This window comes from Micromonospora sp. BL4 (assembly GCF_003667505.1).
Classification (GTDB): Bacteria; Actinomycetota; Actinomycetes; order Mycobacteriales; family Micromonosporaceae; genus Micromonospora.
Map to the genome: position 1 here is coordinate 1 of NZ_RCVJ01000117.1, position 21,836 is coordinate 21,836.

Annotated in this window: 20 protein-coding genes and 1 pseudogene; 11 read left to right on the forward strand and 10 right to left on the reverse strand. The window is 71.8% G+C overall.

All coding sequences use genetic code 11. From position 1 onward, the window contains the following. Positions 1-219: 219 nt before the first annotated feature. From EAD89_RS12920 to EAD89_RS12930, 3 genes and pseudogenes are all read left to right on the forward strand, one after another. A pseudogene (locus EAD89_RS12920) lies at positions 220-669 on the forward strand (hypothetical protein); the annotation flags it as partial. 476 nt (positions 670-1,145) lie between these two features. Continuing rightward, the gene (locus EAD89_RS31355) at positions 1,146-1,553 is read left to right on the forward strand and encodes a hypothetical protein (protein ID WP_121675930.1); all 408 of its coding nucleotides are present in this window, start codon (positions 1,146-1,148) and stop codon (positions 1,551-1,553) included. Between the two features lie 141 nt (positions 1,554-1,694). After that, entirely contained in the window at positions 1,695-2,936 is a 1,242-nt protein-coding gene (locus EAD89_RS12930; protein ID WP_121654387.1) for an ATP-binding protein, read from the forward strand. Positions 2,937-2,960: 24 nt separating this feature from the next. On the opposite strand, the gene EAD89_RS12935 is transcribed toward EAD89_RS12930, so the two are convergent. After that, positions 2,961-3,509 (reverse strand): GNAT family N-acetyltransferase, encoded by a 549-nt coding sequence (locus EAD89_RS12935; RefSeq protein WP_121675877.1) that lies wholly within the window; start codon positions 3,507-3,509, stop codon positions 2,961-2,963. A 134-nt stretch (positions 3,510-3,643) separates the two neighbouring features. On the opposite strand from EAD89_RS12935, the gene EAD89_RS12940 reads away from it, so the two are divergent. Then, a complete protein-coding gene (locus EAD89_RS12940) occupies positions 3,644-4,189 on the forward strand; it encodes a DoxX family protein (RefSeq protein WP_121675878.1) in 546 nt (181 codons plus the stop codon). 215 nt (positions 4,190-4,404) lie between these two features. Beyond that, complete coding sequence (locus EAD89_RS12945) at positions 4,405-5,850, forward strand: glycosyltransferase 87 family protein (RefSeq protein WP_121654384.1); 1,446 nt, start codon at positions 4,405-4,407, stop codon at positions 5,848-5,850. 4 nt (positions 5,851-5,854) lie between these two features. Here EAD89_RS12945 and EAD89_RS12950 read toward each other — a convergent pair whose 3' ends face one another. Genes EAD89_RS12950 through moaC form a run of 4 tightly spaced genes read right to left on the reverse strand, consistent with a single transcriptional unit; the run spans position 5,855 to position 8,548 of the window. Next, positions 5,855-6,283 (reverse strand): molybdenum cofactor biosynthesis protein MoaE, encoded by a 429-nt coding sequence (locus EAD89_RS12950; RefSeq protein WP_121675879.1) that lies wholly within the window; start codon positions 6,281-6,283, stop codon positions 5,855-5,857. Further along, positions 6,280-7,536 carry a molybdopterin molybdotransferase MoeA gene (locus tag EAD89_RS12955; RefSeq protein ID WP_121654382.1) on the reverse strand — a complete coding sequence of 419 codons (1,257 nt, stop codon included), beginning with the start codon at positions 7,534-7,536 and terminating at the stop codon, positions 6,280-6,282. Before EAD89_RS12955 ends, EAD89_RS12950 begins: the two co-directional genes overlap by 4 nt. Before the next feature lie 53 nt (positions 7,537-7,589). Beyond that, positions 7,590-8,060 (reverse strand): molybdenum cofactor biosynthesis protein B, encoded by a 471-nt coding sequence (locus EAD89_RS12960; protein ID WP_121675931.1) that lies wholly within the window; start codon positions 8,058-8,060, stop codon positions 7,590-7,592. Then, on the reverse strand, positions 8,057-8,548 hold the full coding sequence (gene moaC / locus EAD89_RS12965; protein WP_121675880.1) for a cyclic pyranopterin monophosphate synthase MoaC: 492 nt from the start codon (positions 8,546-8,548) through the stop codon (positions 8,057-8,059). The genes EAD89_RS12960 and moaC overlap by 4 nt, the downstream gene beginning before the upstream one ends. A gap of 785 nt (positions 8,549-9,333) precedes the next feature. On the opposite strand from moaC, the gene EAD89_RS12970 reads away from it, so the two are divergent. The 5 genes from EAD89_RS12970 to EAD89_RS12990 all read left to right on the forward strand — a co-directional run bounded on the left by EAD89_RS12970 (position 9,334) and on the right by EAD89_RS12990 (position 15,095). Further along, on the forward strand, positions 9,334-11,865 hold the full coding sequence (locus EAD89_RS12970; RefSeq protein WP_121675881.1) for a bifunctional diguanylate cyclase/phosphodiesterase: 2,532 nt from the start codon (positions 9,334-9,336) through the stop codon (positions 11,863-11,865). Positions 11,866-11,902: 37 nt separating this feature from the next. Further along, positions 11,903-13,240 carry a glycosyltransferase family 87 protein gene (locus tag EAD89_RS12975; RefSeq protein WP_121675882.1) on the forward strand — a complete coding sequence of 446 codons (1,338 nt, stop codon included), beginning with the start codon at positions 11,903-11,905 and terminating at the stop codon, positions 13,238-13,240. Positions 13,241-13,281: 41 nt separating this feature from the next. Further along, entirely contained in the window at positions 13,282-13,914 is a 633-nt protein-coding gene (locus EAD89_RS12980; protein WP_121675883.1) for a phosphoribosyltransferase, read from the forward strand. Between the two features lie 19 nt (positions 13,915-13,933). Further along, complete coding sequence (locus EAD89_RS12985; protein ID WP_074315506.1) at positions 13,934-14,314, forward strand: zf-TFIIB domain-containing protein; 381 nt, start codon at positions 13,934-13,936, stop codon at positions 14,312-14,314. A gap of 103 nt (positions 14,315-14,417) precedes the next feature. Beyond that, a complete protein-coding gene (locus EAD89_RS12990; RefSeq protein WP_121675884.1) occupies positions 14,418-15,095 on the forward strand; it encodes a maleylpyruvate isomerase N-terminal domain-containing protein in 678 nt (225 codons plus the stop codon). Between the two features lie 24 nt (positions 15,096-15,119). Here the strand turns inward: EAD89_RS12990 and EAD89_RS12995 are convergent, their stop codons facing one another. Continuing rightward, positions 15,120-17,813, reverse strand: a complete 2,694-nt coding sequence (locus EAD89_RS12995; RefSeq protein WP_121675885.1) for a replicative DNA helicase — start codon at positions 17,811-17,813, stop codon at positions 15,120-15,122. Between the two features lie 458 nt (positions 17,814-18,271). Here EAD89_RS12995 and EAD89_RS13000 point away from each other — a divergent pair, with 458 nt between their 5' ends. Then, on the forward strand, positions 18,272-19,753 hold the full coding sequence (locus EAD89_RS13000; protein ID WP_233578598.1) for a hypothetical protein: 1,482 nt from the start codon (positions 18,272-18,274) through the stop codon (positions 19,751-19,753). A gap of 81 nt (positions 19,754-19,834) precedes the next feature. On the opposite strand, the gene rplI is transcribed toward EAD89_RS13000, so the two are convergent. The 4 genes from rplI to rpsF all read right to left on the reverse strand — a co-directional run bounded on the left by rplI (position 19,835) and on the right by rpsF (position 21,485). Then, complete coding sequence (rplI, locus tag EAD89_RS13005) at positions 19,835-20,281, reverse strand: 50S ribosomal protein L9 (RefSeq protein WP_121654374.1); 447 nt, start codon at positions 20,279-20,281, stop codon at positions 19,835-19,837. A 14-nt stretch (positions 20,282-20,295) separates the two neighbouring features. After that, positions 20,296-20,535, reverse strand: coding sequence for a 30S ribosomal protein S18 (rpsR, locus tag EAD89_RS13010; protein WP_013289355.1), 240 nt, complete (start codon positions 20,533-20,535; stop codon positions 20,296-20,298). Between the two features lie 41 nt (positions 20,536-20,576). After that, complete coding sequence (locus EAD89_RS13015) at positions 20,577-21,116, reverse strand: single-stranded DNA-binding protein (RefSeq protein WP_172899022.1); 540 nt, start codon at positions 21,114-21,116, stop codon at positions 20,577-20,579. 78 nt (positions 21,117-21,194) lie between these two features. Next, positions 21,195-21,485, reverse strand: coding sequence for a 30S ribosomal protein S6 (gene rpsF, locus EAD89_RS13020; RefSeq protein ID WP_074315517.1), 291 nt, complete (start codon positions 21,483-21,485; stop codon positions 21,195-21,197). Positions 21,486-21,836: the final 351 nt, after the last annotated feature.

Below are 21,836 nucleotides of genomic sequence, written 5' to 3' on the forward strand. Positions count from 1 at the left end.
GTTCAGTCGTACCCGGCGGCACCCCAGGGGCGACCCGGGCCGTACGGCGACGCGCCCTACGGTGGCGGGCCGGAGACGCGCTACGGCGAGGCGGAGAGCCCCTATGGTGGCGGGTCGTACCGGCCGGGCGGAGCCGTTCCGGCGTACGGCGGCGGAGAGCCGCCGTACCGGCCCGAGGACGGCCCGTACGGCGGAGATCCCGCACCGGCTCCGGGTAAGCGCGGTCGAGGCCCGCTGATCGCGGTGCTGGCCGTCGTACTGCTGCTGGTGGCGGCCGGTGGCGGGGCGCTCTGGTTCCTCAGCCGATCGGACGATCCCGCCCCGGTGACCGCGCCGACCGGCTCGGCCGTCGCCGAGGAGCCCAGCGCGGACGCTGTCGACCCGGCCGCGCCGGCACCGAGCGCCGCGCCGGAGTCGTCGGCCGACCCGCGGTTCGTCAAGGTCGGCCAGTGCGTCCGCAACGATGGCGCGGCCGGCGGCAAGCCCAGACTGCTGATCAGCGGCTGCGCCCCGAAGTCGTACGAGGTGCTGCGCCGGGTCGACGGCCCGACCAGCGGTGAGCGGGACGCCGAAGCCAAGTGCGCCAAGGTCGAGGGCTACACCAACTGGTACTTCTTCGACAGTGAGCTGGACGGCCTCGACTTCGTCCTCTGCCTCAAGCAGCGCTGAGTCCCACCCACCCTGGGGATGACATGACAACCTACGGACCATCGGGGGCCGGGCAGCCGGACGACCCGTACCAGCGCCCGGCGACCGGTTCCGACGGCCCGCCACCGGTCGACCCGACCCAGCAGCAGTGGGGTCCACCGCCGGCCGACGCGGAGCCGCCGACCGCGCCCCTGTGGGGTCCGTCGCCGACCTCGGGCCCGGGTTACCCACCGCCCGGCGCCGACGCCGGCTACCCACCGCCCGGCGCCGGAGCCGGCTACCCGCCACCAAGCGCCGGAGCCGGCTACCCGCCGCCCAGCTCCGGGGCCGGCTACCCGCCACCCGGCGCCGGGCCCGGTTACCCGCCGCCGCCGGGCCCGTTCCCGCCGGCCGGTCCGACGCCGGGCCAGCCGGGCGCGCCGTGGGGACCGCCGGCGCCTGGCGGGTACGGAATGCCGCCCGCCCCGCCGGCGCGCAAGACCGGCCGGAACGTCTTCCTGATCATCGCGCTGGTCGTGGTGCTGGTGCTCTGCCCGTGCCTCGGCCTGGCAGGTTGGGCGGTCTGGAAGGTCGTGGACGCCGACAGCAACGCCGCGCCCTCGCCCTCGGTGAGCGCGCCGGCCGCTCCGCCCGTCCTGCCCAGCGACGTGCCGACCTCGGCCGCGCCGAGCCCGAGCGAGGACGAGTTCGCCAAGGGTGACTGCGTGGTCAACGACGGCACCGAGGACGACGCGGAGTTGCGCAAGGTGCCGTGTGGGCCCAACACCTACCAGGTGTTGTTGCGGATTCCGGCGACGAGCGACGGGGACCGGTGCGAGACGCTCGCGCCGCAGGCCACCGCGAACTACGTGCACGACAACTCGATCGACCTGTTCGACTACGTGCTCTGCCTGAAGAAGCGGTAGCCGGTAGCCGGTAGCCAAAACTAGGGCTGTCTAGCGTGGACGCTAGACAGCCCTAGTTTGTTGTCGACGATCCCGACACGCCGGTAGCCCCATCTATCCATGTCTAGCCCCTCAGCTAGAGGGCCCGATACTGTGCGATGCGTGGATCCGGTCCGCAACCCGTACGCACCGGGCGCCGGTCAGCGCCCGCCCGAACTCGCCGGGCGGGGGCGGGAGCTGGACGTCTTCGACATCGTGCTGGAGCGCATCGCCCGAGGCCGGCCCGAGCGCAGCCTGATGCTCACCGGGCTGCGCGGCGTCGGCAAGACGGTCCTGCTCAACACCCTCCGGTCGCAGGCGATCAACCGGCTCTGGGGCAGCGGCAAGATCGAGGCGCGGCCGGATCAGTCCCTGCGCCGCCCGGTCGCCGCCGCGCTGCACATGGCGGTCCGGGAGCTGGCCCCCCGCCACCGCGCGCCGGACCGGATCGACGCCTTCCTCGGCGTCCTCAAGGCGTTCGCCCAGCGGTCCACCCCGACCGGTCGGGCCGGCGCGTCCACCAAACTGCGCGACCGGTGGCAGCCCGGCATCGACGTACCCGCGGCGAGCGGTCGGGCCGACTCCGGCGACATCGAGATCGACCTGGTGGAGCTGCTCAGCGACGCGGCCGCCGTGGCCAGCGACGTGGGCACCGGCATCGCCGTCTTCATCGACGAGATGCAGGACCTCGGCCCGGAGGACGTGTCGGCGCTCTGTGCCGCCTGCCACGAGCTGTCCCAGCTCGGCGCGCCGCTGATCGTGGTCGGCGCCGGCCTGCCGCACCTGCCGGCCGTGCTCAGCGCCGCGAAGTCGTACTCCGAGCGGCTGTTCCGCTACCAGCGCATCGACCGGCTCGACCGGATCGCCGCCGACCAGGCACTCTGCGCGCCGGCCGAGCGCGAGGAGGTCGAGTACGAGCAGAAGGCGCTCGACCTTCTCTACGAGAAGTCCGGCGGTTACCCCTACTTCGTCCAGGCGTACGGGAAGGCGACCTGGGATCATGCTCCGCGCTCGCCGATCACCGCCGCGGACGTCCGGGTCGCCGCGCCCGAGGCGGAGGCCGAGCTGGCGGTCGGCTTCTTCGGCTCGCGGTTCGAGCGGGCGACCCCGGCCGAGCGCGAGTACATGCGGGCGATGGCCACGCTGTCCCTGGTGGAGGGCGAGTCGGGGAGCCCGGTCCGCGACGACATGGACGCCGCGGTGCCCACCGCGGAGATCGCCCGGGCTCTCGGGCGCAAGCCGGCCAGCCTGTCCCCGGCGCGTGACGCGCTGATCAAGAAGGGGCTGATCTACTCCGGTGAGCGGGGCACGGTGGCCTTCACCGTTCCGCACTTCGGCCGGTACCTGCGCACCCAGCCAGCCTGAGGGCCTCGCCCTGATCCGGCGTGGTCAGACCTGGGACCAGGGCACCGGAAAGAGCACCTCGCCGGAAGGGGGAGGCCCCTCCTCACTGGTGGACGGCGGCAGCACCAGCGCCTGCCACGGCTCTCCGAGGCCGGCCCAGGGGCTGGTCAGGCCCAGCTCGCTGGCCGGACCGAACCCGAACCGGCGGTAGAAGGCCGGATCACCCAGGACGACGACCAACCGCTCGCCCAGCTCGGTGGCGGCGTCCAGAGCGGCCTGCACCACCGCCGTGCCGTGCCCCAGCCGCTGCCGGTGCGGAGCGACCGCCACCGGGCCGAACGCCAGAGCGGGCGCGTCGCTGCCCTGCTCCGGTCGCACCCGCACCCGGGTCAGCAGCGCGTACCCGACCACCTCGCCGCCGTACTCGGCGACCATGGCCAGCTCCGGCAACCAGGCGTCGGTGCCGCGCAGCTCGCCGACGAGGCTCACCTCCGGTGGCGTCGCCACGTCGGGCCGGGCGAACGCGGCGGCCAGCACCCGACGCACCGGGCCGATGTCGGCCGGGTCCTCAGGTCGTAGCCGCAGCGTGGTCACCCGCGCGACGTTACCCGTGGCGGACGGTCCATCAGCGATGGTCGCTCGAATCGGCGTGGCGCAGGTGGACTACCACCGATCCGGATCCGGCGGTTGCCGGGGTAGCAAACGTCGTGACGGGGTATGACTGATCCATGACGCCCGTACGCTCCCTCGCCCGCGCCATGCTGAGCGGCATTTTCGTGGTCAGCGGGTACCGCAACTTCCGCAACCCGGACCGGCTGGCGGTGGCGGCCAAGCCGGTGACCGACAAGGTCGCGCCGATGCTGCAGAAGGCGCATCCGAACTTCCCCACCGACGCCAAGACGCTGATCCGGCTCAACGCCGCGGTGCAGGTCAGCGCCGGGCTGATGCTGGCCACCGGGCGGTTCAGCCGACCCGCCGCGCTGGTTCTCGCCGGCACGCTGGTGCCGGTGACCATCGCCGGGCATCCCTTCTGGAACAACGACGACCCGGTGGCCCGGAACAACAACCAGGTTCACGCCCTGAAGAACCTCGGCCTCTTCGGCGGCCTGCTGCTCGCCGCGACCGACACCGGTGGCAAGCCGGGTCTGCGGTGGCGGACGGGGCATCGCATCGGCCACTCTCGACGTTCCATGCAGCGCGCCGTCCGCACGGCCCGGCGGGAGGCCCGGATCGCCGTCCGGTCCGCCGCAACCGCGCGCCGACTTCCGGGCTGACCTGCTTCGATCCGTCTCTGCCTCGCCTCCACCCCCCGCTAAGGCCACGAATTACCTGAACCGCCCGGTAGGCGTTAACGCGGTGGAAATGTCAAAAACATGTGTGGGATCGGACACGGTCGCATAACGCGGGAGGCACTGACGTGAGGCGCCGTTCTAGGCTCCGTGCAGGACCTGGACGGGTAGGACGATCTTGGTACGGGGGTGGCCACGCCATGCCGACGACTGTCGGTAGACGGGCGGACCGCCTCGCCCAAATCCAACGCGTCACGCGTGGGATCGATCGCGCGATGGTCGTACGGGGTGCCGTCGTGGCCGCCGTCGCCTACGCCGCCTGGGTCGCCATCGGCGCGTTCGGGCGGCCGTACAACTTCTTCGACATGAAGATCTACCACGGCGCGGTGGTGTGGTGGGCGAGCGGTCACGAGCTCTACGAGTTCATCGCGCCCGACACAACTCTCGGCTTCACCTACCCGCCGTTCGCCGGGCTGGTCATGCTGCCGATGGCGCAGTTGTCGGTCGGCGCCGCCGGGATGGTCAACGCCCTGGCCAGCATCGCCGCGCTGGCGCTGGTGCTGGCGGGGCTGCTCCGCCCCATCGTGGACCGGCTGGGCTGGCCGCTGTGGTTCACCGTGGCCCTGGCGGTACCGCTCGCGGTGGCCATCGAGCCGGTCCGGGAGACCCTCGGCTACGGCCAGGTCAACGTCCTGCTGTTCGCGCTGATCATGGCCGACCTGATCGGGCTGCGGTGGCGCTCCCGCCGGGGCACCCACTATGCGGCGACCGACGGCCCTCTGCTGCGCTTCATCTACGGCGGCGCCTGGGCCGGCGCGGGCATCGGCCTGGCCACCGCGGTGAAGCTCACCCCGGCGCTGTTCATCGGCTACCTGCTGATCACCCGCCAGTGGCGGGTGGCGGCCACCGCGATCGGCACCACGATCGGTGTGACGGTGGGAAGCTTCGCGATCGTCGGCGACGAGTCCCGGGCCTACTTCGGCAGCGTGCTCTGGCAGACCGAGCGGGTCGGTGCGGCGGACATGACGCCCAACCAGTCGCTCGCCGGCCTGCTGGCCCGGCTGTACGACTCGATCGAGACCCCCGGTCTGCTCTGGCTCTCCTTCTCGGTGCTGATCCTGGCTCTGGGCCTGTCCCGGGCGGCCAGTTCGCGCGCCGACGGTGACGAGCTGACCGCGTTCACGCTGGTCGGTCTGACCACCAATGTGATCAGTCCGATCTCCTGGACGCATCACCTGGTCTGGGTGATCCCGGCGATCATCGTGCTCGCCGACGCGGCGGTGCGCCGCCGGGAGGCGAGCCGGGGGTTGGCCGGGCGAGGTGGTCAGGGCCCGGCGCTGGGCGGCCTGCCCGGGGTCAACGGACTTCGCCCGCCGATCTGGTATCCGACGTTGACCGGGCTCCGGCACGGCGTCGCCGCGATCGGGCTCTACCTGCTGTTCCTGATCTCCCCGATCTGGCCGTACGAGCACCAGCTGCCCGAGATGTCGCACTACCAGGACGGTCTGTTCGGCGCGCTGATGGAGAACTCGCTCGCGCTGGCGCTGATCGTGCTGGTCGCCGCGCTGCCCTGGCGCCCGGGCGCCGAGCCGGCGTTCTACGGCGATCGGCTCGCGCGGGCCGTGCTGGTCAACGGCCGACGCTGAGCGCTCAGGGGCAGTTGACCCATTCCTCGGTGCCGTCCCCGAAGACCTGCCGTTTCCAGATCGGCAGTCGCGCCTTGACCTCGTCCACGAGGCGGGCGCACGCCGCGAAGGCCGCCGCGCGGTGCGCGGTGCTCACGGCGGCGACCAGCGCCACGTCACCGATCTCCAGCGGACCGACCCGGTGCGAGACGGCCACCGCGTAGACGTCGGGCTCGGCCGCGATCTCGGCGGCCACCTCCCGTAGCACCTGCTCGGCGCTCGGGTGCCCCTCGTACTCCAGGCTCACCACCGGGCGCCCGTGGTCGTGGTCGCGGACCACACCCTGGAAGGAGACCACCGCGCCGGCCCGCCGGTCGGCGACCGCCGCCTCGTGCGCGGCCAGATCCAGCGGCTGGTCGGTGACCTCGCCGAAGGTGAGCGCCGGCGCCGTCACGACGAACGCTCCCCGGGCAGCAGCGGCAGTGGCACGATCGGCACCCGGTCGCCGGCGGCGCCGTTGGTGCCCGGCCGGATGATCGCGAACCCGTCCGCACCGGCCAGGCCACGCAGCATCGCCGAGCCGACGTGCCGCACCGGGGACGCGGTGCCGGCGGCCCGGTCCAGCCGGACCAGAGCCAGGTGGGTGTGGTCGCCACGGCCGGGCACCGCCTCGGCCAGTGTGGCCTGCGGCAGCACCGGCATCGGGCGGCCCTGGAGGCCGGCGAGCAGCGGGGCGACCAGCGACACCAGTGCGACGATCGCGGACTGCGGGTTGCCCGGCAGCCCGGCGACGAACCGGACCCGCCCGTCGGCGCCGGCCAGCCGGGCCAGCAGCATCGGGAAGCCGGGCCGGACCGCCACCGTGTTGACCACGTAGTCGGCGCCGAGCGCATCGAGCGCCGGGTGCAGGTGATCGACCGGGCCGTGCATCGTGCCGCCCGTGGTGCAGACCAGGTCGGCGGTGTCCAGCGCCGCGCGCAGGGCCGCCACGTGTGCGGGCAGCGTGTCGGCCACGGGGCCGACCACGTCGGACGGACGGATCTGGCAGCCGTACCGGCGCAGCCACGCGGGCACCGCCGGCCCCAGCGCGTCCCGGACGCGGCCGGCCGCCGGTGGACCCGCGGTGAGCAACTCGTCACCGAAGACAAGGAGCGCGGCGCGCGGCGCCCGCCGGACCCGAAGGGTGTCGTGCCCGCAGGACGCCGCCAGGCCGATCACCGCCGGGTCGACCGGCGTGCCGACCGGCAGCAGCTCCTCATCGGCGTACGCCTCCTCGCCCGGTTGCCGCCACTCCGGCGTCTGGCGGGGCGTGCCGCTGACCAGGCCGCCGGTGGTGGTGGACTCCTCGACACGCAGCACGGCGGTCGCGCCGTCGGGCACCATGGCGCCGGTCGCGATCTCGACGGTGGTGCCGTCCTCGGTGAGCGGCTCGGGGGTGTTGCCGGCCAGCACCCGGCCGACGACGCGCCAGGGCCCGGCGCCGCGCACCGCCCAGCCGTCCACGCTGGAGGTGGGGAAGGCGGGCAGGTCGGTGCGGGCGGTCAACGGCTCGGCCAGGGTCAGCCCGTCGGTGTCGATCAGCGGCCGGGAGAGGGTGGGAAGCGCGGCGGCCAGGCCGACCGCGTAGACGCGGGAGCGCGCCTCTTCCCAACCGGCCGGTGGGGGCGCGGCGACCCGGTCCGCGGTTGGTGCGGTTTCCGTGCTCACCGACCGAGCCTATCGGGACGGACCGACACCCGCCGGGCCTGGGCGCGGACCGGTCAGTGGTCTCCGCCGCGAAGTTGGTCGACGGTGTGCGCGAGGATCGGCCCGAGCACGGCCAACCCGTCCCGGGCGCCGCCGGTCGAGCCGGGCAGGTTGACCACCAGCATCCGGCCGGCCACCCCGGCCAGCCCTCGGGACAGCACCGACGTGGGCACGCGGTCGCGACTGTGCGCGCGGATCGCCTCGGCGATGCCGGGGATCTCGTAATCCAGCAGGCCGCGGGTCACGTCCGGCGTCCGGTCCGACGGGGTGACCCCGGTGCCACCGCTGGTCAACACCACGTCGACGCCATCGGCGAGAGCGTCCCGCAGGGCCACGCCGACGGGCTCGCCGTCCGGCACCACCACCGGCTCGTCGACCTGGCAGCCCAGCTCGAGCAGGCCGGCGGCGAGCAGCGGGCCACTGGTGTCGGCGTAGACGCCGGCCGCGGCCCGGTTCGACGCGACGATCACCCGGGCCCGGATCACGGTCGGTCCTCCGGCCGGACCCACTCGCCGGTCTTGCCGCCCTCCTTGCGCAGCACCCGGACCGCCTCCACCGAGGCCGCCGGGTCGACCGCCTTCACCATGTCGACCAGGGCGAGACCGGCGACCGCGACCGCGGTGAGTGCCTCCATCTCCACCCCCGTCCGGTCGGCGGTGCGGGCGGTGGCGGTGATCTCCACGGTGTCGGCCGTGAGCCGCAGGTCGACGGTGACGCCGTGCAGGGCGATCGGGTGGCAGAGCGGGATCAGCTCCGGCGTGCGCTTGGCGCCCATGATTCCGGCCAGCCGACCGACCGCCAGCGCGTCACCCTTGGGCAGGCCGTCGCGGTGCAGGAGGTCGATGACCTCGGGTGTGGTCCGCAGACGGCCCGTCGCGACGGCCAGCCGGCCGGTCACCGGCTTGGCGGAGACGTCGACCATGCGGGCCGCGCCGGCGCGGTCGACGTGGCTGAGCTGCGCGTGTTCGGTCACGGCGGTGAGCCTATCGGTGCCGTACGACGCCCGAGGATCGGACGAAGACCGACCCGGCGTAGTTAATACGCGACGTATATGGAATGTTCGCGCTCGGCCTCGCGCGAAAGAGTCCGAGTCGGAATCGCTATTCGAACATGTGTCGGAGAATCGCTGCCGTGAACGTTTGGCCACAAACGCGGCGGACCCGAGCACCCTCTGTTGCTTTGGCGTTTCGGGCTGCAACTTGAGTTCGGCAAGCCGCACGTTGATACACCCCGGTTCCATGCCCATGGTGTTTGGACGTCCACTCCCGGAGAATTAGGCGATGTGCAGAATGTGAGCCACCACCGTTCAGGACAGCTGCGGGACCGGCGGCAATCAGGCATGGAGCACAGATTCAGCCGACCGGATCCACCCTGGGCCCGAACTCCGGATGAGGCCGGGCAGCCTGCTCGTCAGACTGGAATCGTCGGGGCAACCCCCGCGCACACCCTCCGACGGTGGTTGGCAACATGCGAGCTGCAGACCGGACAGGTCGACCGCGCTCCGCTCAGGGCCCATGGACACAACGTCACAAAACCCTCCGGCTTGGCTTATGTTGCGCATACCGACATTTATTACTGCTAACCGCACCGACTTCGCTTTAGGCTCTCGTCACGAAGACCGCCGGGGATACCGAACCCGGTCCGGGATGAGTGGAGGGGGCGTGCAATGCGCGGCAGCGACTGGCACTGACATCAGAGTGACACTCAGCGGTAAGCTCCCGTCGTCAACATGTAACTGTCGGCGACGACAGGAGCTTCATGAGTCAGGTCACTCCGGAGAACACCACCAGGACGCAGCGGCAACTGCTGCTGGTCGTCGGCCTCATCGTCGTACTGGCCATCGGCCCGACACTCTTCGCCGTCGCCGACGTGCTGGGCCGGCCGCCCGACTCCGTGGGCGACGGGGCGACCTTCGTGGCGCTGACATTCATGACAGCCCTCGGCACGATCGTCAAGTCGCCGATCCGCATCCGCTCGACCACGCACGCCATCACCTGGATCGAGGCGGCGATCGTGATCGGGCTCGCGGTGGCCCCACCCGCCTGGGTGGTGCTGGCGACGGGCACGGGCGTCGGCATCGCGTCGGCGGTCATGAAGCTTCCGGCGATCAAGACGGCGTTCGGTGTCAGCAAGAACATCCTGGTCGCCGGTGGAGCGAGCGCCATCGCGGTGGCGGTCCACTGGCAGTGGCCACCGGTGGGCCTGGCGGAGCTCGTCACTCTGCTGGCCGCGATCTACCTGGTGGCCGCGCTCCTCGACGACCTGCTGGCGATCCCGGTGATCGCGCTCGCGAGCGGCACCCGAATCTCCCGACAATTCCTCAACAACCTTGACCTGCGGCTCGCCGGCTTCGGCGTGCGCTTCGTCGTGGCCCTCTGCACACTGCTCATCCTCCGAGCCGACCCGCGATTGCTGCTCGCCGTCCCACCGCTCATGTTGAGCCTGCACCTGGCCTACTCGGCGCGCATCCGGGGACGAACCGAGCAGCAGGCGTGGCAGCGGCTCGCCCGCACCACCGACGCGCTCAACGTCGTGGACCTCGACAACGTCCTCACCACCGCCGTCACCCAGGCCGCCGAGCTGTTCTCCGCCGACGAGGTCGAGATCGAGCTGCGCGACGGCGGCCGCACCGTACGCGGTGGCACCGGGGGCATCACCTTTGACGGCCCGACCGGCACTCCCACGGACATCGACGGCACCGTCGTCCCCGCGCCACTCGAGGGACATGACCGTTCGGTCGACGTCGGCACGCTGCGGCTGCGCTTCCGCGGCCCCGTGCAGCTCTCCGAGCGGGAGCAGTACACGCTGCGCACCTTCGCCTCCGCGCTCTGCACGGCGGTCCGCAACGCCCAGGCGTACGCCGAGCTGGCCCGGGCCGCCGACGAGCACGCGTACGCGGCCGCGCACGACGCACTGACCGGCCTGGCCAACCGTCGGCACCTGCTGGACAAGGGCACCGAGCAGTTGAGCGGACGGCACGCGGACGGGGTGACCGCGCTGGTGCTGATCGACCTCAACCACTTCAAGGAGGTCAACGACACGCTCGGGCACGCCGCCGGTGACCAGGTGCTGGTGCAGGTGGCCGAACGGCTGCGCGGCGCCGCCCAGGGCAGCGACCTGGTGGCCCGCCTCGGCGGCGACGAGTTCGCCGTACTCCTGCGCGGGCTGCCGGCCCCGGCGGTCGCCGCGCACCGGGCGGAGACGCTGCTCGCCGCGTTGCACGAGCCGTTCGAGCTGGACGGCATGCGGATCAGCGTCGAGGCCAGCGGCGGAATCTCCGTCGCCCCGGCCAGCGGGGGCGTGGTGGAGCTGCTGCGCCGCGCCGACGTGGCGATGTACCAGGCGAAGCGGGCCGGTCAACGAATCTCCACGTACGCCCCGGCCCGGGACACGGCCGACCTCGGCCGGCTCACCCTCGGGGGTGAGCTGCCACGGGCGGTGGCCGACCACGAGTTCGTCGTCAACTTCCAGCCGATCGTCGACCTGGGCACCGGCGAGGTGACCAGCGCGGAGGCGCTGGCCCGCTGGCACCATCCCAACCACGGCATGATCGATCCGCTCCGGTTCCTGGAGGCGGTGGAGCGTTCCGGCCTGTTACCGGCCTTCGCCGAGGCGATTCTCGACCAGGCGTTGATCGCGGCGGCCGGCTGGCGCGACGCGGGCTTCGACGTGCCGGTCGCGGTCAACGTGTCCCCGCGCAGCCTGCTCGACGCGCGCTTCCCCGGCTCGGTGCTGGCCCGTCTGCGCGCCCACGACCTGCCGCCGGACCGACTGGTGCTGGAGTTGACCGAGACGTTGACGCTCAGTCAGCTCGACGTGGTGGATCGGGTGTTGAGCCGATTGCGCGACGAGGGCGTCCGGTTGGCGCTGGACGACTTCGGCACCGGCTACTCGTCGCTCTCGCTGCTCTCCCGGATCCCCGTGCACGAGCTGAAGATCGACCGCAGCTTCGTGACGACGATGGAAAGTTCGGCGGAGGCTGCCGCCGTCATCCGCTCCACCCTCGACCTGGGCCGCAGCCTCGACCTGGACGTGGTTGCCGAGGGAGTGGAGAGCGAGCCGCAACGACGGGCCCTCTGGGAGCTGGGTTGCACCGCCGGCCAGGGGCACCTGTTCGCCCGGCCGATGCCCGCCGGCACCCTCCTCGCGGCGTTGCAGCGCGGTTCGGGCGGCCGCCCGGGCACCCTCGCGCCGCCGCTGCACGACGCCGGCGCGGTGATCCGGCTGACCCAGAACCGCCGTCCGGGCGGCCGATCCCGGCCGGACCGGCTTCCCCACCTCCCCGCCTGACCCGGCGCCGACGGGGCGGTCTGCCAGACTGGCGCGCGTGACCGCCGACCACCCGAGCGCCCTCCGCCGTCGCTGGCGGACACTCGACACCGCCGCCGGGGGCCTCGCGCTCGACCTCGGCCTCTACGCCGTCTCGGCCGTCTTCGCCGCGATCACCGCGGTCACCTCGACACTGCTGCCGCACCGGGCCTGGGGCGCGGTCGCCGCCGTCGGCTACCTGGTCGCGACCCTGGCGGTGATCGTCCAGATCCTGCTTCGCCGGCGCGGCGCGGCCTCCCGGCTGGTCGGCCTGCCGGCCCGGTGGGCGGTCACCGGATTCGCCTGGGCGAGCACCGCCCTGCTGCCCGTGCTCCTGCAGAGCGTCGAACGGGCCACCGGACGCACCGACCGGGCCCAGGAGGAGGTGTGGGTCGTGGAGCAGGCCGGGTCACGCCTGCTGGAGCACGGCACGCCGTACCTCGGACGCGACGCCATAGCCGCCCTTCCGCCCGGCGAGCAACTGCTCGGCTACACCCCGTACCAGCCCGGCATGGCGGCGTTCGGCCTACCCAGAGCCCTGGTCGACGCCTGGTGGACCGATGCCCGGGTCTGGTTCGCGGTGGGCACCGCGCTGGCGCTCGCCCTGGCCGTGGCCGCCCTGCGCGCCACCCCCCGCGCCCACCCGGCCACGCGCGACCGTCCGGACGCCGCCCTGCTGCGCGGCGTGCAGGCCGCCACCGTCCTGCCGATCTGCGCGCTCACCCTCGCCACCGGTGGCGACGACCTGCCCGTACTCGCGCTCTGCCTGCTCGCTCTCGCGCTCGCCGCCGCCGACCGGCCCGGCCGGGCCGGCCTCGCGGTGGGGCTTGCCGGCGCGTTGAAGCTGTTCGCCTGGCCGATCGCGCTGGTCCTGATCGTGTGGGGGCTGACCCGGCGGGCGGGCACCCGGGTCGCCGCCGGCGCGATCGGGTTGCCCGTGGCGGCACTGGTCCCGGCCCTGCTGGTCGACCGCGACGCGTTGACCGAGAACGTGCTGCGCTTTCCGCTCGGCCACGGCCTGGTCACCAGCCCCGCGCAGTCCCCGTTCCCCGGCTACCTGATCGCCAGCGCGCTGCCCGCCGGCCGGCTGATCGCCGCCGCGCTCCTGGTCGCGGCCGGCCTGGCCATCGCCGTCCGACTCGCCCACCGCCCGCCACGCACCGCCGTCGTCACCGCGCTGATCTGCGGGTACGGGCTGCTCGCCGCGATCGCCCTGATGCCCTCGACCCGGTTCGGCTACCTGCTGTACCCGCTGGCCCTGCTCACCTGGGCGCCCGCCCTGCACCGCACCACCGACGCGTCGACCGTCCCGGTGCCCGTGCCCGACCAGCTGTCCGGTCGGGCCACTTCGGCGTAACTCCCGGACGGAACGACGCGACAGGGCGTACACCTGAAGGCATGACCACGTACCGCGACCGGGCCGAGGCGGGCCAGGTGCTCGCCGACCGACTCACCGCACTCATCGGCGAGCCGGACGTCGTCGTCCTCGGCCTGGTCCGCGGCGGCGTGCCGGTGGCCCGGGTCGTCGCCGAACGGCTCGGCGCGCCACTGGACGTGCTGGTGGTCCGCAAGCTCGGCATGCCGTGGGCCCGCGAGGTCGCCTTCGGCGCGCTCGGCCCGGGCGGTGTGCAGGTGCTCAACGAGGCGGTGGCCAGCCGGCTCAGCAGCGACGACATCGACGAGGTCAACCACCGGGAACAGGCCGAGTTGGAGCGCCGGGAGCGGCTCTACCGGGGCGGCCGCCCACCACTCGACCTCACCGGACGGATCGTGGTGATCGTCGACGACGGCCTGGCCACCGGCGCGACCGCGCGAGCCGCCGTCGAGGTCGTCCGCCGACTCGGGGCACGCCGGGTGGTGGTCGCGGTGCCGGTCGGCGCGCAGGAGGCGTACGAGCTGCTGGCCGCCGAGGCCGACCAGGTCGTATGCGCTCAGCGCCCGCAGGATTTCGGCGCGGTGAGCGTCTACTACGACGACTTCCACGAGGTGGCCGACGACGAGGTGATCGAAGCGCTTACGGCGACCGCGTGACTCGACCGGGTACCTTCGGATGATGAGTCTCACCTGTCCCAAGTGTCACGGAGAAATGCGCCAGTACGAGCGCAGCGGCGTCGTCATCGATCAGTGCGGGGAGTGTCGCGGCATTTTCCTCGACCGCGGCGAGCTGGAGAAGCTCTTCGAGGCGGAGGCCAACTGGAGCCGCCAGCAGGCCGGTGGTCCGCCGCCGCAGCCCGCTCAGCAGCCGGGGGGCTACCCGCCGCCGCACGCCCCGGCGCAGCACCAGCCGGGCTACGGTGCGGTTCCCCCGCCGCCCCCGCCGGCCCACGGCTACCCGCCGGCTCCGGCCTACGGCGGTCAGCAGCACCACGGTTACCACGGCCACTACCGGCAGAAGAAGCGCAAGGGCTTCCTCGACGAGATGTTCGGCTGAGCCGAGGCCGTCATCCCGCCCGGGCCGATCCCCGCGTCGGCCCGGGCGCTTCACCCGCCGCCAACCATTGGCGGGCGCCAGGGTCCGTGCGAGGCTGCATCGCATGAGCGCGATCCGGCCGGTCGAGGCGCTGGCCCAGGCGTACGACGGGATCACCGCGGTGGTCGACGGCCGGGACGACGCGGACCTGCAACGACCGACCCGCTGCCGGGGTTGGCTCGTCGCGGATCTGCTCTTCCACGTGCTCGGCGACGCCCAGCGGGCCCTGGTGGCACTGGCGAGCCCCGCCGATGGTCCCGCCGACGTGGACGACGTGAGCTACTGGCGCGGCTTCCCGTCCGGCGGCGGTGACGACGCCCGGCACGCCTGGTGGGTCCGCCGATCGGCCGCCGCCTTCGACCGGCCGACCGGGATCGTCCAGCTCTGGGGGGAGACCGCCCCGGCGGCGGTCCGAGCCGCCGCCGCAGCCGACCTGACGGGGTACGTGACCACGCAGGGCCACGTGCTGCGCGTGGCGGACTTCCTCGCCACCCTCACCACCGAAGCCGTCGTGCACCACCTGGACCTGACGCCGGAGCTGCCCGGCGCGCCGCCGCCCGGCCCCCTGGCGGTACGGGTCGCCGTTTCGACGATGGACGGCCTGATGAGCGACGACGCGGTCCGCCCCACGGCGTGGGACGACCACGAGTTCCTGCTGAAGGCCACCGGACGCCTTCCGCTCACCGACCGGGACCGGTTGGAGCTGGGCGAGTCGGCGGGCTGGTTTCCGCTGTTGGGTTGAGCGGAGCGGCGGTGCCCGCGCCGGTCAGACGATGGCCATGTCGACGAAGCGGGACAGGTGCAGCTGGGCCGCGACGGTCACCGTGTCAGTCGGCCCATTTCGGTGCTTGGCAACGATGAAGTCCGCCTCCCCGGCCCGCGGCGACTCCTTGTCGTAGTAGTCGTCGCGATGCAGCAGGATGACCACGTCGGCGTCCTGCTCGATCGAGTTGTGAGTGGCGATTCCGTTCGCGATGAAGTTGTGCTTCCCCAGCACGGTAGCGTCGAACACCTCGCGCTCGCCGATGGACTCGATCGACACAATCGCGTCCCAGAAGATGTCATTGGTGGCGTGCAGGTCCAGGTCGGCGGCATCGAGCACAGCAGCGATCTTGGCCAGGCGGGAGCGGCTGGGCGCGCGCTTCCAGAGGGCACTGCCGCAGAACTCGGTGCCAATGGCCTCGGCGAACTCACGTTGGGTCATCCCCTGCTCGGCCAGGATCTCTCTCACCCTGGTCCACACCTCCCGCGGCACGGTGTCGACGTCGGTATTGCTCTCCGTCGACTCCAGCGCGGCGAGTAGCTCAGCGCAGCCCTCGGACCGCTGCCCATGGACGCCGATCTCGCGCAGGAACCGCAGTTGGTCGTCCCGGCCGGAGATGTCGAGCGTGTACTGCAGTCGGCGCCCCACAACAGGCACGAGCTTCAGTCGAGCGGTGATGCCGTACCTGAGGAGTAGTCGGGAGATGTCCTCGAGCATGCGACGGCTCGTGGACGCGAAGTAGACACGGCCGCCGCGACCCGAACGGTTGACGGTCACCGAGCCGTCCGTGGCCCACAGGTGCCGCAGGAAGGTGGTGACCTGCTCCTTGGGCAGATTGAACATGGCGGCGGGAAGGAACTTCTCGTGCGACCTGAGACCGAAGAGGCCGAGCCCGTCCAGCCATGCCGCGATGGGGTTACGCCGACCGCGGGCCAGCCGATAGGGCGCCGGCAGGCGGAGAGTGGTGACCCTCGCTGCCGCGTAGTCGTCCCGAACAGCGGAGATCCCGAAGTGTTTTGCCGCTTCCGTGACGGCCTGCAGGTTCAGTTCGTCACGACTGGCGTATCGAATCGGTTGGCGCCGCACGAAGGAACCGTCACCCAGCAGGTGTGCCAACATCACGAGCTCCGCGTCGACCCACGGGCGAATGGTCATCGGGGGCGGTAGGTGGCGCGGCGTGGCGATGCGGTCCCCCTCCGCCAGTTCGCCCAGGGGCACCCACCCGGTGAACGCCAGGAAGGGATGGTTGGCCGTCGCGTCGATCTGCTTACCTGATGCGAGGGTCAGCCGGAACACCTCACGAGTGCCGCTGGGAAAGACGTGCGTCATGGTGCGGGGGGCGTAGCGCAGGTTCTCATCGAGCGCCCACACCGGGATGTCCTTTGCGCCGTCGGCCAACAACTCACCGAGAGTGATCTCGGCGTTGTTGTCCGCGCGCACCACCCGGGTTTCCGCCGTCAGGCAACCTGATTCCCGCAAGTCGGACAACTGAGGGCGCTTGTCGGTGCGCTGCTCGGGGCCACGGTTCAGCTGGCTGACCGCGATGACCGGGCACTCGACCTCCTTGGCCAGCAGCTTGAGGCCACGGGAAAGGTCCGCGACCTCCTGCTGTCGGCTCTCGGTGCGCTTCGGCGAGGTCATCAGCTGGAGGTAGTCGACCACGATCATCTTGAGGTCGTGCCGCTGCTTGAGCCGGCGGGCCTTGGCCCTGATCTCCATCAGGTTCATGCTCGGCGTGTCGTCGACGAAGAGCGGGGCCTCGCTGATCTCACCCATGCACCGGGCCAGCTTGGTCCAGTCGTCGTCGGAGAGCTGACCGCTGCGCAGCACGTGCAGCGGCACCCGCGCCTCGGCGGAGAGCAGTCGCATGACGATCTCGACCTTGCTCATTTCCAGCGAGAAGATGGCGGCCGCCTGGTTGGCCCGGATAGCGGCATTTCGGGCAAAATCCATACTTGCGGTGGACTTGCCCAAACCAGGCCTGCCGGCCACGATGATCAGCTGCCCGGCGTGCAGGCCGTTGAGGAGCCGGTCCAGGTCGGTGAAGCCGGTCGGGACGCCGGTCATCATCCCGCCCTGCGCGCCCACCGCCTCGATCTCGTCCAGCGTCGGCTGCAACATGTCCGCCAGGACGGCGAAGTCCTCGCTGACCCGGCGTTCGGTGACGTCGTAGACGGCCTGCTGGGCGAGGTCCACGACGTCGTCCACATCGCGGCTGCCGCCGCTGGCGGTGCCGTAGCCCAGCTGCACGATCTTGGTGCCGGCCTCGACCAGCCGGCGCAGCACCGCCCGCTCGCTGACGATCCGCGCGTAGTAGGCGGCGTTCGCGGCGGTGGGCACGCTGGCGATGAGGGTGTGCAGGTAGGGCGCGCCGCCGACACGGACCAGGTCGCCGGAGTCGGCGAGGGCCGCCGCCACGGTGATCGAGTCGGCCGGTTCACCCCGGCCGTAGATGTCCAGGATGATGTCGAAGATGGTGGCGTGCACCGGCCGGTAGAAGTCGTTGGTCTTCAGGATCTCGACGACGTCGGCGATGGCGTCCTTGGAGAGCAGCATGCCGCCGAGGACGCACTGCTCGGCCGCGACATCCTGCGGCGGGGTCTTGTCGAACTGGCCGTCGCGCTGCGCGGGTGGCTGGCCGCCGGAGCGTGGCTCCGCCCGCATGTCGTCAGTGACCGACACGGGTCCCCCCTCCACTGCGCCGGATCCGATCCCAGCTCTATCGCCCGGGTACGACAGTTCCGTCCGACCGGGCCGGTCGATCGGGGGCCATCGCGCCGGCGGTCGAGGGCCAACCATACGGACCCCGAGGTCAGCGACTCAACAACGTCGGTGGACGAGCCTCGGGACAACCTGTGGATGTCGGTGGACGAGCATGTGCGCAGCGTGTGCACAGCCTGTGGACAACGCTTGGGGAATTCCCGGCCATACCTCGCTGACCTGCCAAGACGTGGTCCCCAGCCTGTGGAGGAGAATATTTCGGTCGGGCCTGTGACACGATCGTCCCGTACTATCTCCAGCGAACGGCTACACCTGGACAGCGGATAACGCTTTCGGTTCAGAAGGGTCACACTCCGGCCGTGAGTTACCGGGACTGGGGACGCGGGGAGGGCAGCCCGCGCGAGCGCCAGCCGACCGCCTCGTGGGGTGAGCGCATGCCATCCCTTCCGGTCGACCCGTACGACGAGGACGGGCGCTACCGCACCTCCAGCCGTCGGCGTGCCCTGGACCGGGGCCAGGACGAACCGGTCGACGCCTACCTGCCCCGATGGGCACTGGAGTCGGGGGTCCGGCACGCTGACGGCGGCGGCCGCCACGCCGCCCCGGACGACGACGATGCCGAGCCCGAGCTGCCGAGTTCCGGAGCCGGCTGGCGGGCCAGCGAGACGACGAGCAGCCGGCGTCTGGTCAGCGGGACGGGTTGGCGGGAGCGACCGGCGATCGGCGCGGCACCCGACTCGGACCACACGCGGGAGTGGACGCTCGACCGCCCACAGGATCAGGGGTACGCCGGCCGCCGACGCGCCGACGCGGCGGAGCAGGACCCGGTCTCCGGCGCGGTTCCGGACCGCCGTCCCCGCCGTGCGCCCGCCGGCCGCCCTCAGGTGATCTGGTCCGGCGGGGACCTGGAGGCCGCCCCCGCCGAGCCGGCGCCCCGCCGGGACGCGGACCGGCCAACCCGACGGAGCCGCCGCGCCACGGAGGAGTCGTGGACCCGGCCCGCGGTCGACCCGTGGGAGCGCGGTGCCGAGCGGGCGCCCGAGCCCGACCCGTCGTACGCGCCGGCCGTGGACCCGTGGGACGCCTCGGGCGTGCACGCGTGGCCGCCGGTGGCCGATGCGGACGGCACGGACCTGAGTGGGCAGTGGGCGCAGGCGGAGAGCATCGGTGGTTGGGAGCGGTCCGACCGCACCGGCCAGTGGGAGCGGTCCGCGGTCGAGGACGACCAGTGGGACCAGACGCTACCGCCCCGCTCCGACCGGGCAGTGGCGGCGGAGGGTTGGCCGAGCCGGGACAACCGGTTCTGGTCCGGCACCCGGCTGGCCGATGACGACCCCCGTTGGATGGATCCGCCGACGTCGGCGCCCCGGTCGCCGGTGGTGGGTTACACCGCCCCGCGTCCGCGCAGCGCACCCGTACCGCGTGTTGCGCCCGTACCGCGCGGTGGTGGCCCGCGGCGTCGGTTGGACCAACCGCAGGTCGGGGTGGCCTCGGTGCGGCGGCGGGTGGAGTCCGTGGCCACCGGCGGCTGGGCGCGGCGCCTGGAGGACGACCTGCTCGACCCGGATCCCGGTGGGTCCATCCGACCGCTGCTGTACACGGCGGCCTGCTACCTGGTGCCGGCGGTGCTGATCTTCGTATGGCTGCTGACCCTGGACAGTCAGGCGCCGGCCGGATGCGTCACCGACATCAGCGGGGGTGGGTGCGACTCGCCCCGGTCGCGTGCCTTGGAGTCTCTGCTGGCCGGCTCGCCCCGCTTCGGCCTGGCGCTCGTGAGCAGTCTGGTGGTGGCGGCGCTGCTGCGTCGGGTCGGTACGACGTGGCGCTCGGCCACCATCGCGCTCGCCGCCGCGGTGGTGGGCGGCGGCCTCTCCACGGTGTTGATCAGCGCGGTGACCGGTCAGCCGATCGGCTGACCGGGCGCGGGCCCGACGACGGTACGCACGAGGGCCCGTACCGATCGCTCGGTACGGGCCCTCGTGATGGTGTCGCTGGCGTCAGCCCTGAACGACGTTCAGGTTGAACGACGCGGTCACCTCGGGGTGCAGCTTGATCTTCACCGGGTAGGTGCCGGTCGACTTGATGTGACCGGGCACCTCCAACCGGCGCCGGTCGAGGACCGGGCCACCGGAGGTCTTGACGGCGTCGACGATCTCGGCCGACGTGACCGAGCCGAAGAGACGACCGCCGTCGCCGGCGCGGGCCTTCAGGTTGACCTTGAGACCCTCGAGCTGACCCTTGACCTCGTTGGCGTGGTCGAGGTCGCGGATCTCGCGGGCCGAGCGGGCCCGCTTGATGACCGTGACCTGCTTTTCCGCGCCCTTGGTCCAGGCGATCGCGAAGCCCTGCGGAAGCAGGTAGTTACGGCCGAAGCCGTCCTTGACCTCGACGATGTCGCCCGGGGCACCGAGGCCGGACACTTCCTGAGTCAGGATGATCTTCATATCGGTGCCTCCTCTCAGCGGGTGGTAGCCGTGTACGGCAGGAGCGCCATCTCACGGGCGTTCTTGACCGCACGGGCGATCTGCCGCTGCTGCTGCGAGGTCACGCCGGTCACCCGTCGAGCGCGGATCTTGCCGCGGTCGGAGATGAACTTGCGCAGCAGCGCGGTGTCCTTGTAATCGATGTAGGTGATCCCGTCCTTGTCGAGCGGGTTCACCTTCTTCTTCGGCTTGCGAAGTGCCGCAGCCTTGGCCATTGCTCGTGCTCCTGGTTTGCGATCGCGGGCGCTCGGCGCCATTAGAACGGGGGCTCCTCGTCGAAGTTGCCGCCCGAACCGGCACGCGCGGGAGAGGGTGCGGCCGAAGCCCAGGGGTCGTCGAAGTTGCCTCCGCCGCCACCCTGACCACCACCGCCGCCGCTACCGCCACCGAAGCCGCCGCCGCCACCGCCGGAGCGGGACATCTTCTGCACCTTCGCCGTGGCGTAGCGCAGCGACGGGCCGATCTCGTCGACCTCAAGCTCGATGACGGTGCGCTTCTCACCCTCGCGGGTCTCGTAGGACCGCTGCCGGAGCCGGCCCGACACGATCACCCGAGCGCCGCGCTGCAGCGACTCGGCGACGTGCTCGGCGGCCTGCCGCCACACGGTGCAAGCGAGGAACAGCGGCTCGCCGTCCTTCCACTCGCCCGACGCCTTGTCCATGAATCGGGGCGTCGAGGCGACTCGGAACTTGGCGACCGCCGCCCCGGAGGGGGTGAACCGCAACTCGGGGTCATCGGTCAGGTTGCCGATGACCGTGATGGTGGTGTCTCCTGCCATGACCATCTCCTCGCGCACTCAGCGTCTCGTCGTACAGGCTCCCAGAGCCGTATGACAGAGCCGCGGAGGCTGATCCGGGCGAACCGGGTTGAATGCTTAGCGCATCTCCGGCCGGATGACCTTGGTGCGCAGCACGGACTCGTTGAGCCGGAGCTGACGGTCCAGCTCGGCCACCGCGGCAGGCGTGGCCTGCAGGTCGACGACGGCGTAGATGCCCTCGGCCTTTTTGTTGATCTCGTACGCGAGGCGCCGGCGGCCCCACACGTCGGTCTTCTCAACCGAGCCACCCGCGGTCCGGATCACGTTCAGGTACGTGTCGAGCGACGGGGCGACGGTGCGCTCCTCGAGGCTGGGGTCGAGGATCACCATTACTTCGTAATGACGCAAGACGTTCTCACCTCCTGTGGGCTAAGCGGCCACGGTCCTTCCGTGGCAGGAGGTCGTGCGTCGCTGCCCGCACGTACCGGGGGAACCCGGCCGGACGCGGACAACCTCACGAGGATACCCGGTCCGAACGATCATGCCGGTGGTGGTAGGGCCAGCGCCCGGACGTGCGGACGGGGGCCCACCGTCCGACCGTCACCGGTCGATGGGTGGACCCCCGTCAACGAGGCCGCGGGGCGTCCCGTCCGCATTCCTTGGGTGGGACCTGGGGAGGAACGACCACACCGATGAGGTTGGACCGAAGACGCCCCGCGGAGCTTTATCGTGTTGTTATCTGACGATACAACGGCTCTC